Source organism: Delftia sp. ZNC0008, from assembly GCF_000799035.1.
Classification (GTDB): Bacteria; Pseudomonadota; Gammaproteobacteria; order Burkholderiales; family Burkholderiaceae_C; genus Comamonas; species Comamonas tsuruhatensis.
In genome coordinates, this window is sequence record NZ_JTKZ01000261.1 from 1 (window position 1) to 13,712 (window position 13,712).

At 63.8% G+C, this 13,712-nt stretch carries 12 protein-coding genes; 9 read left to right on the forward strand and 3 right to left on the reverse strand.

Annotation, left to right across the window (positions count from 1 at the left end):
• From L995_RS08620 to L995_RS08630, 3 genes are all read right to left on the reverse strand, one after another.
• Positions 1-2,152 (reverse strand): diguanylate cyclase domain-containing protein (locus L995_RS08620; protein ID WP_047471005.1); only part of this gene is annotated, 2,152 nt, incomplete at its 3' end.
• A 331-nt stretch (positions 2,153-2,483) separates the two neighbouring features.
• On the reverse strand, positions 2,484-3,437 hold the full coding sequence (locus L995_RS08625; RefSeq protein WP_047471007.1) for a CoA transferase: 954 nt from the start codon (positions 3,435-3,437) through the stop codon (positions 2,484-2,486).
• 192 nt (positions 3,438-3,629) lie between these two features.
• Positions 3,630-4,826, reverse strand: coding sequence for an amino acid aminotransferase (locus L995_RS08630; RefSeq protein ID WP_016447126.1), 1,197 nt, complete (start codon positions 4,824-4,826; stop codon positions 3,630-3,632).
• A gap of 128 nt (positions 4,827-4,954) precedes the next feature.
• Between L995_RS08630 and uvrB the strand changes: the two genes are divergently transcribed.
• The 9 genes from uvrB (at position 4,955) to dnaQ (ending at position 13,606) form a co-directional block, all read left to right on the forward strand.
• Positions 4,955-7,042, forward strand: coding sequence for an excinuclease ABC subunit UvrB (gene uvrB, locus L995_RS08635; RefSeq protein WP_016447125.1), 2,088 nt, complete (start codon positions 4,955-4,957; stop codon positions 7,040-7,042).
• Between the two features lie 225 nt (positions 7,043-7,267).
• On the forward strand, positions 7,268-7,804 hold the full coding sequence (gene iscR, locus L995_RS08640; RefSeq protein WP_012205825.1) for a Fe-S cluster assembly transcriptional regulator IscR: 537 nt from the start codon (positions 7,268-7,270) through the stop codon (positions 7,802-7,804).
• A 134-nt stretch (positions 7,805-7,938) separates the two neighbouring features.
• Entirely contained in the window at positions 7,939-9,159 is a 1,221-nt protein-coding gene (locus tag L995_RS08645) for an IscS subfamily cysteine desulfurase (RefSeq protein ID WP_017403940.1), read from the forward strand.
• 43 nt (positions 9,160-9,202) lie between these two features.
• Complete coding sequence (gene iscU, locus L995_RS08650; RefSeq protein WP_016447123.1) at positions 9,203-9,601, forward strand: Fe-S cluster assembly scaffold IscU; 399 nt, start codon at positions 9,203-9,205, stop codon at positions 9,599-9,601.
• A gap of 1 nt (position 9,602) precedes the next feature.
• The gene (gene iscA, locus L995_RS08655; protein ID WP_016447122.1) at positions 9,603-9,926 is read left to right on the forward strand and encodes an iron-sulfur cluster assembly protein IscA; all 324 of its coding nucleotides are present in this window, start codon (positions 9,603-9,605) and stop codon (positions 9,924-9,926) included.
• 116 nt (positions 9,927-10,042) lie between these two features.
• Positions 10,043-10,561: a Fe-S protein assembly co-chaperone HscB gene (gene hscB, locus L995_RS08660; RefSeq protein WP_047471022.1), complete on the forward strand. Its 519-nt coding sequence runs from the start codon at positions 10,043-10,045 to the stop codon at positions 10,559-10,561.
• An 84-nt stretch (positions 10,562-10,645) separates the two neighbouring features.
• Positions 10,646-12,514 (forward strand): Fe-S protein assembly chaperone HscA, encoded by a 1,869-nt coding sequence (hscA, locus tag L995_RS08665; RefSeq protein WP_047471025.1) that lies wholly within the window; start codon positions 10,646-10,648, stop codon positions 12,512-12,514.
• A gap of 25 nt (positions 12,515-12,539) precedes the next feature.
• A complete protein-coding gene (gene fdx, locus L995_RS08670; protein WP_013802212.1) occupies positions 12,540-12,878 on the forward strand; it encodes an ISC system 2Fe-2S type ferredoxin in 339 nt (112 codons plus the stop codon).
• Positions 12,879-12,889: 11 nt separating this feature from the next.
• The gene (gene dnaQ, locus L995_RS08675) at positions 12,890-13,606 is read left to right on the forward strand and encodes a DNA polymerase III subunit epsilon (protein ID WP_016447119.1); all 717 of its coding nucleotides are present in this window, start codon (positions 12,890-12,892) and stop codon (positions 13,604-13,606) included.
• Positions 13,607-13,712: the final 106 nt, after the last annotated feature.

Below are 13,712 nucleotides of genomic sequence, written 5' to 3' on the forward strand. Positions count from 1 at the left end.
TCAGCGAGGACATGCCCACGCCGAAGTCGTCCAGCGCAAAACGGCAGCCCAGCGTGCGCAGGGCCTGGATCAGCCGGGTGGCGCTGGACAGACTGGCGATGGCGCTGGTCTCGGTGATCTCGAAGCACAGCAGCTGCGGCGCGATGCCGTGCGTGCTCAGCTGCGCCTGCACAAAGTCCAGCAGCCCGTCGTCGTCGAGGCTGGGGCCTGACAGATTGATGGCGCAGGTGTCGATATGGCGCAGCGCGGCCGGATGCTCGGCCAGCGTGGCCAGCGTTCTGGCGATCACCCAGCGGTCGACGGTGGGCATGATGCCGTAGCGCTCTGCCGCGGGTATGAACGCGGCTGGCGAGATGATCTGGCCCTGCTCGTCGCGCAACCGCAGCAGCACCTCGAAATGCAGGCCGCGCTGGCCATCGGGCTGCAGCGGTGCAATGCTTTGTGCGTACAGGCAAAAGCGCTCCTGCTCCAGCGCCGTGCGTATGCGCGTGACCCATTCCATCTCGCTGACGTGGCGGGTGTATTCGCCGTCGTCGCTGCGGTAGACATAGATGCGGTTGCGGCCGCGCTCCTTGGCGCGGTAGCAGGCCATGTCGGCCATGCGCAGCAGGTCCTGGGCCGACTGGACCTCGCCGCCGATGTGGACCAGTCCAATGCTCAGTCCTGTGCGCAGCACCTGCTTGCCCCAGTGCACGTGCAGGGCTTCGGCAGCCTGGCGCAGCTTTTCGGCAATGCGCAGCGCGGGCTCGGGCGGACAGTTCTCCAGAAGAACGCCGAATTCGTCGCCGCCCAGGCGGGCCAGGGTGTCTGTCTCGCGCAGGTTGTGCAGCAGCAGACGGCTGACCTCGCACAGCATTTCATCGCCCGCCGGATGGCCGCAGGTCTCGTTGATGAGCTTGAACTGGTCCAGATCCATGTACAGCAAGGCTGCGGGCCGCAGCCTGTGCTGGCCCTGGTTGAGCAGGCGCTGCAGGCGGCGCTCGAATTCCACGCGGTTCTCCAGCCCGGTCAGGCCGTCATGGCTGGCATGCCAGGAAAGCTGGTCCAGATACTGCTGCTCACGCGAGACATCCCTGAGCACGATCACCGCACCTGCCGGGCGCTCCCCGCCGCCGCTGATGGCCGAGCCCATGAGCTTGACCGGCACGATGCTGCGGTCATGGCGCCGCAGCCACCGCGTGTGCTCTTCGCGCAATTGCCGACCCGACAGCAGATGGGTCAGCAGGCTTTCCGCCGTCTGGGTGGTGTCGATGCTGTTGAAATGCAGGCCCTTGGCCAGGTGCCGTCCCTTGAGCTGCTGCTCGCTGCTGCCCAGCAGGCCCAGCGCGGCAGGGTTGGCATAGTCCACCACGCCCTGGGCGTCCGTGGTGATCACGGCATCGCCCAGCGATGCCAGCGTGGTCTGGGCCCTTTCCTTTTCGGTCAGCAGGTCGTTTTGCACCTGCTGGCGCTGCTGCAGCATGCGCCGCGTATGCCAGAGTGCCACCAGGATCAGCGCCACGCCCAGCATCAGGTGAATGCACTGCAGCCACACCACCATCTGCCGGGAGCTGCGGCCCAGCGAGGCGCTGAACTGCTGGGTGGCTGGTGTGACGCCGGCGTTGATCTGCTCGATCTCGCGCTTCCAGGTGATGACGTCCTCGGCGCTCACGCTTCCCACGGTGTGGCGCTGCTCTATCTCCTGCGCCAGCCGGTCGAGCTGCTGCAGGTACTGGTCGCCCTGCTTCCAGTAACGATAGGGCTCCTCCAGCAGTTCGACATGGCGAAAAGTCTGCATCAGCCAGATCAGCGCGTCAGCATCGTCCGGGTGGTTGCCTCCCAGCAGAATGCCGGCGCGCGCGTCCTTGACCCTGGCTGGCACATCGTCCAGCGCCATGCGGGCCTGCCAGTCGCCTGCAGGAACGATCATGGCCTGCTCGAAGCGCGCCAGGTCGCGCGCCGAGCCGCTGTCCACATAGCGGCTCAGGGCGTAGATGGCATCCTTCTGTGCCTTGGACCACAGGCTTTCTCCGGCCACGAAGGCGCGCACCGCAGACACAAGGTAGAGGCTGCCGCTGGCCATGACCACCAGCACCACGACCACCAGCACCAGGGGCCAGATGCGCTGCACCAGCTGCAGTACCGGCACATGGGCTGGGGGCTGGCTTTGCATAGGCGGTGGACGGAAGGGGGACCCGGCGGCGGCCTTAGGCGCTGGCGCCGATGCGCTGCAGGCCAGGCGCTGAGTGGCTAGGTGGCTGACGCATCCCGGATAGCGGGGCGGTCGATGGATGTTCTCGAACCATGGGGCTGCCTCCAGATGAGCCGATTATGGGTGTTTCCAGATGTGTTCGGGTTGTCTGGTTGTATGCGCAGCTCTGATTTAAGAGGAGCAGGCTATCGCGGTAAAGAGGGTCGTCGGCAGCAGCATGTTCATACTCGGCGGGCAGCCGCGACCCAGGCGGCTTGTAGGCCGTGCGCAGATGCTGCCTTTCGGCATTCGCCTACAAGCGGCGCGAGGCCGCTGGCTGAGCGGCGAGCGGATGCAGGGGCAGGTCGTGGCGCTCGGCCAAGTCTGCCAGTTCGGCGCAGGACAGGGCAGCCAGGAAGACTTCCAGGGCCGCATGCGTGGCCGGGTTGCGCATGCAGGCGATGCTGCCATCGCCCGGCACCGATGCTGCTGCGCACAGGCGTGCCGCGAAATGCGGCTCCAGTGCCGCCACGGCCACCGAACCGTCGGCGCAGGCATAGACGCGATAGCCTGCGTGTGCTCCGCCCACATCTCCGTCGGGCCGGGTCAGGCCCCAGTGCCAGGGCAGGGCCAGCCATTGCGCGGCCTGTGCCAGTCCTGTTTCCTGCAGGTTGCCGTGGCCGCTGCGCTGGCGCAGCAGCCAGGCCTTGAGCACGGCCTCGCTGGCCATCAGCGCGCCAGCCATGTCGGCAAACAGGCTGGGTGGCATGGCGCCGCCCTGTACCAGCCCCGCCTCGGCCTGATAGGTCAGGTCATGGCCCGGCACATCGGCCAGGGCTCCCGCGCTGCCGACGATGCGCACCAGCGACAGCTGCGGATGGCGCTGCTGCAGCGACGCCCAGTCCAGCCCCAGCTTGGCCAGCGCGGCGGGGCGGAACGAGGTCAGCAGGATGTCGGCGCTGTCCAGCGCCTTGTGCAGCGCGGCCTGTCCGTCCTCGGTCTTGAGCTGTGCCTGCCAGACTGCGATGCCCTGGTGCATGTCGGAATAGGCCTGCGGGCTGTAGAGCGCCATCGGGTCCGCGCCGGCAGGCCCTGGCTGCGCAGAGGGCGGCTCCAGCTTGCTGCACTGCGCGCCCATGGCCGCGCAGCGCATCAGGGCGGCGGGACCCGGCAGGTTCAGTGCCAGGCTCAGAATGCGTACGCCGGACAGGGGCAGCCCGTCTGCAGGCGAGGAGGTGAAGGGAGTGAGGCAGGCGTGATCTGGCATGGGAATGGAGCGTCTCGTTCTTCATTCGATGTTTCGGCTGCCCGGATGATCGCACCGGTACCTGCGCAGACCTGGCGCATACCGGACTGCCAGGATGCAAAAACCGCCCGCACAAAGAAAATGCCGCCAGGGCAGGGAGCGCTGGCGGCATGCCTTGTCACCCGGCGCAGGGCCAGGTGGCTGGGGTGGCGGTCAGACCACCTTGGCGATCGACTGGCAGACGTAGTCGATGTTCTTGCTGTTGAGCGCGGCCACGCACATGCGGCCCGTGTCCGTGCCGTAAACGCCGAACTCGGTGCGCAGGCGCACCATCTGGTCCTTGCTCAGGCCGGAGTAGCTGAACATGCCGATCTGCGTGGTGATGAAGCTCATGTCCTGCTGGACGCCGGCAGCCTTCAGGCCATCGACCAGCTTCTGGCGCATGGCCTTGATGCGCACGCGCATCTCGCCCAGTTCCTTTTCCCACAGTGCGCGCAGCTCGGGGTTGTTCAGCACGGCCGCCACCACGGCGCCACCATGGGTGGGTGGGTTGGAATAGTTGGTGCGGATCACGATCTTGAGCTGGCTCAGCACGCGGGCCGCCTCTTCCTTGTCGTTGGCCACCACCGACAGTGCGCCCACGCGCTCGCCGTACAGGCTGAAGCTCTTGGAGAACGAGGTCGAGACGAAGATGTTCAGGCCGGCGGCCACGAACTTGCCGATCACGGCGCCGTCTTCGGCAATGCCGTGGCCAAAGCCCTGGTAGGCCATGTCAAGGAAGGCCACCAGGCCCTTGGCCTTGACAGCGGCAATCACCTGGTCCCACTGCTCGGCCGTGATGTCGTAGCCGGTCGGGTTGTGGCAGCAGGCGTGCAGCACCACGATGGTGCCAGGGGCCGCTGCGTTCAGGTCGGCCAGCATGCCTTCGAAGTTCACCTTGCGGTTGACGGCGTCGTAGTAGGCATAGGTGCCCACCTCGAAACCGGCGTTCGTGAAGATGGCCTTGTGGTTTTCCCAGCTAGGGTCGGAGATCAGCACCTTGGCAGCGGGGCTGATCTTCTTGAGGAAGTCGGCGCCGATCTTCAGGCCGCCGGTGCCGCCGATGGCCTGCACCGTGGACACGCGGCCGGACTTGACGACGTCGGACTCGGCGCCGAACACCAGGCCCTTGACTGCGGCATCATAGGCAGCGATGCCGTCGATGGGCAGGTAGCCGCGGGCCGTGGGCTTGTCCATCATCGCCTTCTCGGCGGCCTGCACGCATTCGAGCAGGGGCAACTTGCCGTTGTCGTCGAAGTACACGCCCACGCCCAGATTCACCTTGCTGGGGTTGGTGTCGGCAGCGAACTGCTCGTTCAGACCCAGAATGGGGTCGCGGGGGGCCATTTCGACGGCGGTAAACAGAGACATGAAGCGTCCTTGGGATGTCTTGGGAGGTGGAAAAAACGCGGCTAGCCCCAAGCTGCGGTAGGCTTTCGGGTTAACCCATGAATTCTAGCGATCTCGCCGGCCGATACCCACTTTTGCGAACCCACGTCATGCACGAAGTCTCTGATTCCTCTCCAGCACCTGCGGCCTCGGGCCAGTTCGTGCATTTCGCGGACTCCCCCTTCGAGCTGTTCCAGCCCTATCCACCGGCTGGCGACCAGCCCGCCGCCATTGAGAAGCTGGTCGAGGGCATCCAGGACGGTGAATCCTTTCAGACCCTGCTGGGCGTGACGGGCTCGGGCAAGACCTTCACCATGGCCAACGTGATCGCCCGCCTGGGTCGTCCGGCCATCGTCTTCGCACCCAACAAGACACTGGCCGCACAGCTGTACAGCGAGTTTCGCGAGTTCTTTCCCAAGAACTCCGTCGAGTACTTCGTCAGCTACTACGACTACTACCAGCCCGAGGCCTACGTGCCCCAGCGCGACCTTTTTATCGAAAAGGACAGCGCCATCAACGAGCACATCGAGCAGATGCGGCTTTCGTGCACCAAAAGTCTCATGGAGCGGCGCGACGTGGTCATCGTGGCCACGGTCTCGGCCATCTACGGCATCGGCGAGCCCGAAAGCTACCACCGCATGATCATGACGCTGCGTACCGGCGACCGCATCAACCAGCGCGACGTCATCGCGCAGTTGATCCGCATGCAGTACCAGCGCAACGACCAGGACTTCAGCCGCGGCAAGTTCCGCGTGCGCGGCGACACCATCGATGTCTTCCCCGCCGAGCATTCCGAGTTGGCCATCCGCATCGAACTCTTCGACGACGAGGTTGAAAGCCTGCAACTGTTCGACCCGCTCACGGGCCGCGTGCGCCAGAGCATTCCGCGCTTCACTGTCTACCCCAGCAGCCACTACGTCACGCCGCGGGACAAGGTGCTGGCCGCCGTGGAAACCATCAAGCTGGAACTGGCCGAGCGGCTCAAGCAACTGGTGGGTGACGGCAAGCTGGTCGAGGCCCAGCGCCTGGAGCAGCGCACGCGCTTCGACCTTGAAATGCTCACCGAGGTCGGCCACTGCAAGGGCATCGAGAACTACACGCGCCACCTCTCCGGCGCAGCCCCGGGCGAGCCCCCCAGCACATTGACCGACTACCTGCCCAGCGACGCGCTCATGTTCCTGGACGAGAGCCACCAGATGATCGGTCAGCTCAACGCCATGTACAGCGGCGATCGCTCGCGCAAGACCACGCTCGTGGAGTACGGCTTTCGGCTGCCGTCGGCGCTGGACAACCGGCCGCTGAAATTCGAGGAATTCGAGCGGCGCATGCGCCAGGTCATCTTTGTCTCGGCCACGCCGGCAGACTACGAAAAAACCCACTCAGGTCAGATCGTGGACCAGGTTGTGCGCCCGACGGGGCTGATCGACCCCGAAATCGAAGTGCGCCCAGCCACCAACCAGGTGGATGACGTGCTGCAGGAAATCCGCCTGCGCGTCGAGCGCGGGGAGCGTGTTCTCATCACCACGCTCACCAAGCGCATGGCCGAGCAGCTCACCGACTACCTGAGCGAAAACGGGGTCAAGGTGCGCTATCTGCACTCCGACGTGGAGACGGTGGAGCGCGTGGAGATCATTCGTGACCTGCGTCTGGGCGTCTTCGACGTTCTCGTGGGCATCAACCTGCTGCGAGAGGGCTTGGACATCCCTGAAGTCTCGCTGGTCGCCATCCTCGATGCCGACAAGGAAGGCTTTCTTCGCGCCGAGCGAAGTCTCATCCAGACCATCGGCCGCGCAGCACGCAACCTGCACGGCAAGGCCATCCTCTACGCGGACAGGATCACGGAGTCGATGAAGAAGGCCATCGGCGAGACCGAGCGCCGCCGCGCCAGGCAAATGGCGTTCAACGAGGAAAACGGCATTGAACCCAAGCAGATTGTCAAGCGGGTGAAAGACCTGATTGATGGTGTCTACAGCGAAAAAAGCGGCAAGGAAGCGGAACGTCTGGAGGCCAATCAGCTCGAAAGAGCGCGTGTCGAGGACATGTCCGAAAAAGATGTGGCCAAGGAAATCAAGCGTCTGGAGAAGCAGATGCTCGAACATGCGCGCAGCCTGGAGTTCGAACAGGCGGCGCGGGTGCGCGATCAGCTGGCACTGCTCAAGGAGCAACTGTTCGGAGGCTCTTCCGCGCAGGTTTCCTGAGGCGGTGCCTTGTCTGAAGCCTGTTGGCTCTTGTTACCCGACAAAATTGATGGGGAATGTGGTACACTCAGGGTCAACACTCAACAACAACAAAAACTTCGATGAAAAGAAGGGCTCTGAACCTTTTGAACAGGACGGAGTAAGGGCGGAGACTGTGCCCAACTCCAGTCAAATCGCTGGAGCGGGTGTTTCTGTAACGTACAAGCCTGACTGAAGGAGCTCGTAATGCGTCTCACCACCAAAGGCCGTTTTGCGGTCACTGCCATGATCGATCTGGCCCTGCGCCAGAACAATGGCCCTGTTACGCTGGCTGCCATCAGCCAGCGACAGCAGATTTCCCTGTCGTATCTCGAGCAGCTGTTCGGCAAGCTGCGCCGCCATGAACTCGTCGAGTCCACCCGTGGACCCGGCGGCGGCTACACGCTGGCCCGCAAGGCTGGCGACATCACCGTGGCCGACATCATCGTTTCCGTTGACGAGCCCATTGACGCCACCCAATGCGGCGGCAAGGAAAATTGTCTGGGCGAAGCAGGCCGCTGCATGACGCATGAACTGTGGGCGGCATTGAATCAGCGCATGGTCGAGTTCCTCGATTCCGTGACGCTGCAAAAGCTCGTCGACGAACAATTGGCCAAGGGCATCCAGATCGAGGACAAGCCCGTAGTGCGTCGTGCGATTTCCACGGCTCCCGTGGTCAAGCCCATCCGCGTGAATGCACCGAACTCGGTATTCGCGCTGGGCAACGCCTTCGCCAAGTCCTGATCGACTTTTGACACCCTGAGGGCAGGGCGCCGCTGCGCATGGCTGTGTGGCGCGGTGCTGCCCGCCCGGATGGATTCACCGGAGTTCATCGCCTTCCCGATTTTTGCCAGCCGGAACTTTGATAAGAGCCAGTCATGGACATGACCCCGCATTTCCCCATCTATCTCGACTATGGCGCGACCACTCCCGTGGACCCTCGCGTGGTGGACGCCATGATCCCATGGTTGCGTGAGCACTTCGGCAACGCTGCATCGCGCAGCCATGCCTGGGGTTGGGAGGCCGAAGAGGCCATCGAGAAGGCCCGCGGCCAGGTGGCGGATCTGATTGGCGCGGATCCCCGTGAAATTGTGTGGACCAGTGGCGCGACCGAGTCCATCAATCTTGCCATTAAGGGAGCGGCGCACTTCTATCAAGGCAAGGGCAAGCATCTGATCACGCTCAAGACCGAGCACAAGGCCGTGCTCGACACCATGCGTGAACTCGAGCGCCAGGGCTTTGAGGTGACCTACATGGACGTGCAGCCTGATGGTCTGCTCGATATCGAGGCATTCAAGGCCGCGCTGCGTCCCGATACCATCTTGGTGAGCGTGCTCTTCGTGAACAACGAAATCGGCGTCATCCAGGACATTCCCACGATTGGCGCGCTGTGCCGCGAGAAGGGCATCCTGTTCCATGTGGATGCTGCGCAGGCTACGGGCCGCGTGGAGATCGACATGTCCAAGTTGCCGATCGACCTGATGAGCATGACCGCGCACAAGACCTACGGTCCCAAGGGAGTGGGTGCCCTGTACGTGCGCCGCAAGCCGCGTGTGCGCCTGGAGGCGCAGATCCACGGCGGTGGTCATGAGCGTGGCATGCGTTCGGGTACGCTGCCCACGCACCAGATCGTCGGTATGGGCGAGGCCTTCCGCATCGCCAAGGAAGAGATGGTCGAGAGCAATGCCAAGGCCTATGCGCTGCAGCAGCGCCTGCTCAACGGTTTGAAGGATCTGGAACAGGTCTTCATCAACGGCAGCATGGAGCACCGTGTGCCTCAGAACCTGAACATGAGCTTCAACTTCGTCGAAGGCGAGTCGCTCATCATGGGTATCAAGGGGCTGGCAGTGTCGTCGGGCTCCGCTTGCACTTCGGCCAGCCTGGAGCCCAGCTATGTGCTGCGTGCCCTCGGCCGCAGTGACGAGCTGGCGCACAGCAGCCTGCGCATGACCATCGGCCGTTTCACGACCGAGGAAGAAATCGACTACGCGATCAGCACCATCCGCACCAATGTGGTCAAGCTGCGCGAACTCAGCCCGCTGTGGGAGATGTACAAGGACGGCATCGACCTCAGCACCATCCAGTGGGCGGCGCACTGAGCGTCGACCGGCACGCGAATCAAGTATTGAAGAGGTAGACATCATGGCTTATTCCGACAAAGTGGTAGACCACTACGAAAACCCCCGCAACGTGGGTTCGTTCGACAAGAGCGACGAATCGGTGGGCACCGGCATGGTCGGCGCGCCTGCCTGTGGCGACGTGATGAAGCTGCAGATCAAGGTCAACCCTGAAACCGGCGTCATTGAAGATGCCCGTTTCAAGACCTATGGCTGTGGTTCGGCAATCGCCTCGTCTTCGCTGGTGACCGAGTGGGTCAAGGGAAAGACGCTGGATGAAGCGGCTGCGCTGAAGAACAGCCAGATCGCCGAAGAACTGGCCCTGCCTCCCGTCAAGGTGCACTGCTCCATCCTGGCCGAAGACGCCATCAAGGCCGCAGTGGACGACTACCGTGCCAAGCGCACTGCGGTGGTGGCCGCCTGATATGGCGATCTCGCTGACCGAGTCCGCGGCCCGCCATGTGAGCCGCTACCTGTCGCGCCGCGGCAAGGGCATCGGCGTGCGCCTTGGGGTCAAGACCACGGGCTGCTCCGGGCTGGCCTACAAGCTGGAGTATGTGGACGAACAGTTGCCCGAGGATGTGATCTTCGAGGACCACGGCATCAAGGTGCTGGTCGACCCCAAGAGCCTGGCCTATATCGATGGCACGGAACTGGACTTCGTGCGTGAAGGCTTGAACGAAGGCTTCAAGTTCCACAACCCCAACGAGCGCGATCGCTGCGGCTGCGGCGAGAGCTTTCGCATCTGACCGGCATTTGCCGGGGGGCCAGGCTCTGGTGGCCTGGCGGCATGCCCGGCAGGCCCTGACTTTTCTACTCCCTCAAGAGGCCGCCATCGCTTCGGTGCTGGCGGCTTTTTATCGACATGAACCTGCAATCGGACGATTTCGAGCTGTTTGCGCTGCCGCGCCAATTTGCGCAGGAGCGCAGCACCATTGACGCGCGCTGGAAGGAGTTGCAGCGCGAGGCCCATCCTGACCGCTTTGCCTCGCAGGGCGCAGCTGCGCAGCGTGTGGCCATGCAATGGTCGGTACGCATCAACGAGGCCTACCAACGGCTGAAAGAGCCGCTCAGGCGAGCAGCTTATCTTTGCGAATTGCTGGGTGCACCCGTGCGTGCCGAGGACAACACCTCCATGCCCACCGCCTTTTTGATGCAGCAGATGGAATGGCGCGAGGCGCTGGACGATGCGCAGGACGAGGCGGCCTTGGACGCGCTGGACGGCGAAGTGTCGCAGGCCAGAAAGAGCATGCTGGCCGAATGCGGCCGCCAGCTCGATGAACTGCACGATCCCCAGGCGGCCGTGCAGCAGGTCAGAGCCCTCATGTTTGTTGCGCGATTTGCGCAGGACATAGAGCGTCGCCGCGATCAACTGGGACAATAGTCCGCGACCCGAACCTCCCACGAGAGTCCCTCATTCACAAGGCAGGCCGGCCGGCCCGGACCTGCAATTTCCCCGAGTATTTCCATGGCGCTTTTGCAGATTTCCGAACCCGGTCAGTCCCCCGATCCCCACCAGCGACGCATTGCCGTGGGTATCGACCTGGGCACCACCCATTCGCTGGTCGCCGCAGTCCGCAATGGCGTGGCCGAATGCCTGCCGGATGATCAGGGCCAGGTACTGCTGCCTTCCGTCGTGCGCTATCTGCCCCAGGGACGCCGCGAGATCGGCTACGCCGCGCAGGCGGCGCTGTCCACCGATGCGGGCAACACCATCGCCTCGGCCAAGCGCTTCATGGGCCGCACGCTGGCGGACATCGACGCGCCGGAGAGGCTGCCTTACCGCTTTGCTGCACAGGAAGCCGGTCGTGGCGTGATCGGGATCGAGACCATCGATGGCACGAAGACCCCCGTGGAAGTCAGCGCCGAGATCCTGGCCACGCTGCGCTTTCGCGCCGAGGACACCTTCAACGACGACATCCATGGCGCGGTCATCACCGTGCCAGCCTACTTTGACGACGCGCAGCGCCAGGCTACCAAGGATGCGGCCAAGCTCGCCGGCATCAACCTGCTGCGGCTGATCAACGAGCCCACGGCTGCCGCCATTGCCTATGGCCTGGACAATGGCTCCGAAGGCGTTTATGCCGTCTACGATCTGGGTGGCGGCACTTTCGATATTTCGGTCCTGCGCCTGTCCCAGGGTGTGTTCGAGGTCGTCTCCACGGGGGGGGACTCGGCCTTGGGTGGCGATGACTACGATGCGGCACTGGCTGAGTGGGTGGCCCAGCAGACCGGCGTGGTTCCGCAGGCCGCCGAGGACAAGGCCCGCTGGCGCATGGCGGCACGCCTTTGCAAGCAGGCATTGACGGATGCTCAGGCCGCCACGTTCACGGCAGAGCTGTCCACCGGCACTGTGCATTTCGATGTCAAGCGTGGCGACTTCGATGCGAGCACGGCCCATCTGACGGCGCGCTCGCTGGCGGCGGTGCGCCGCGCACTCAAGGACGCTGGCCTGACGCGCGACGAGGTGCAAGGCGTGGTCCTGGTCGGTGGTTCCACCCGCATGCCCCAGGTGCGCGAGGCAGTGGCCCAGTTCTTTGGCCGCGATCCTCTCGTCAACCTCAATCCCGATGAAGTCGTGGCGTTGGGCGCTGCCATTCAGGCCAATCAACTCGCGGGCAACAGTTCCAGCGGCGACATGCTGCTGCTGGATGTGATTCCCCTGTCGCTGGGTGTGGAGACCATGGGCGGTCTGGTGGAGCGCATCATCACGCGCAACGAGACCATTCCCACGGCCCGCGCCCAGGACTTCACCACCTACAAGGACGGGCAGACGGCCCTGGCCATTCATGTGGTGCAGGGTGAGCGCGATCTTGTGGCGGACTGCCGCAGCCTGGCGCGTTTCGAACTGCGCGGCATCCCGCCCATGGCAGCCGGCGCGGCGCGCATCCGCGTGACCTTCACCGTGGATGCCGACGGCCTGCTGTCGGTGGGTGCCAAGGAGCAGATCAGCGGCGTCGAGGCGCATATCCATGTCAAGCCCTCGTACGGCCTCTCGGACGACGAGGTCGCCCGCATGCTGCAGGACGGCTTTGCCACGGCCCAGCAGGACATTCAGGCGCGCGCGCTGGTGGAGGCGCGTGTCGATGCCGACCGCATGCTCATGGCCACGGAGAGCGCGCTGCAGGCCGATGGCGATGTGCTGGCTGCAGACCAGCGCGCAGCCATCGACGCTCTGGTCGACGCCCTGCGCGCCAGCATGGGCTCCGAGGATGCCGCCGTCATCGAGGCCGCAACACAGGCGCTGGCCAAGGGCACGGAGTCCTTTGCCGCCGAGCGCATGAACCGCAGCATCCAGCAGGCCCTGGCCGGCAAGAGCGTGCAATCCCTTTCCTGATTTCTGATCCGAACGCAGATCCGCCATGCCCGTTATCAAAATACTTCCCCACGCCGAATACTGTCCTCAGGGTGCCGAAATCGAGGCGCCTGCCGGCACCTCCATCTGCGAGGCACTGCTGGACAACAACATCAAGATCGAGCACGCCTGCGACATGAGCTGTGCATGTACCACCTGCCACGTGGTGGTCAAGGCAGGCTACAACTCGTTGAACGAGGCCGAGGAAGAGGAAGAAGATCTGCTGGACCGCGCATGGGGCCTGCAGCCGCAGTCCCGCCTGTCCTGCCAGGCCATCCTGGCGCGCGAGGACGTGACCATCGAGATTCCCAAGTACTCGCTCAACCACGCCAAGGAAAACCACTGAGGACCCAGCACATGTCGCGTCAAATCATTCTCGACACGGAAACCACGGGCCTGTCCGCCGACAACGGCGACCGGCTCATCGAGCTGGGGTGCGTGGAGATGGTCAACCGCAAGCTGACCGGCAACAACTTGCATCTGTACTTCAATGCGGGGCGCGACAGCCATCCGGACGCGCTGCGCGTGCACGGCATCACCACCGAGTTCCTCAAGGACAAGCCTCGCTTCGAGCAAAAGGTCGATGAGATCTGGGAGTATCTGCAAGGCGCTGAACTCATCATTCACAACGCGCCTTTCGATCTGGGATTCCTGAACAAGGAGCTGGAGCTTGCCAACCGCCCGCCGATCAGGCAGTGTGTGAGCGGTGTCATCGACACCCTGGTCATGGCCAAGGAAATGTTCCCAGGCAAGCGCAACTCGCTGGACTCGCTGTGCGACCGCCTGGAAGTGGACAACTCCGGGCGCACGCTGCACGGCGCCTTGCTGGATGCGGAACTGCTGGCCGATGTCTACATCAACCTCACGCGAGGCCAGGAGGCCCTGCTGATGGTGGAGGAGCCGGCCCAGTCCGAGGGCGGCCTGGTGGTCGCGCAGGTCGATCTGCGCAGCTTCAGGCTGCGCGTGGTGAGCGCCAATGATCAGGAGCTGGCCGCGCACGAGGACGTGATGGTGCAGATGGATAAATCGAGCGGCGGCAAGACAATTTGGCGCAGCTTCGAAAATCAGTCCTAGAAGTTATGACATAATCTAAGTCTTGTCGCAGTAACGACATATGGGTGATTAGCTCAGCGGTAGAGCACTGCCTTCACACGGCAGGGGTCACATGTTCGATCCATGT

Bases quoted from the DNA above. Each gene is read 5' to 3' on its own strand.
- iscR (WP_012205825.1), top strand. From the start codon at position 7,268: ATGCGTCTCACCACCAAAGGCCGTTTTGCGGTCACTGCCATGATCGAT.
- fdx (WP_013802212.1), top strand. From the start codon at position 12,540: ATGCCCGTTATCAAAATACTTCCCCACGCCGAATACTGTCCTCAGGGT.
- dnaQ (WP_016447119.1), top strand. From the start codon at position 12,890: ATGTCGCGTCAAATCATTCTCGACACGGAAACCACGGGCCTGTCCGCC.
- iscU (WP_016447123.1), top strand. From the start codon at position 9,203: ATGGCTTATTCCGACAAAGTGGTAGACCACTACGAAAACCCCCGCAAC.
- hscA (WP_047471025.1), top strand. From the start codon at position 10,646: ATGGCGCTTTTGCAGATTTCCGAACCCGGTCAGTCCCCCGATCCCCAC.
- hscB (WP_047471022.1), top strand. From the start codon at position 10,043: ATGAACCTGCAATCGGACGATTTCGAGCTGTTTGCGCTGCCGCGCCAA.
- L995_RS08625 (WP_047471007.1), bottom strand. From the start codon at position 3,437: ATGCCAGATCACGCCTGCCTCACTCCCTTCACCTCCTCGCCTGCAGAC.
- iscA (WP_016447122.1), top strand. From the start codon at position 9,603: ATGGCGATCTCGCTGACCGAGTCCGCGGCCCGCCATGTGAGCCGCTAC.
- L995_RS08630 (WP_016447126.1), bottom strand. From the start codon at position 4,826: ATGTCTCTGTTTACCGCCGTCGAAATGGCCCCCCGCGACCCCATTCTG.
- uvrB (WP_016447125.1), top strand. From the start codon at position 4,955: ATGCACGAAGTCTCTGATTCCTCTCCAGCACCTGCGGCCTCGGGCCAG.
- L995_RS08645 (WP_017403940.1), top strand. From the start codon at position 7,939: ATGGACATGACCCCGCATTTCCCCATCTATCTCGACTATGGCGCGACC.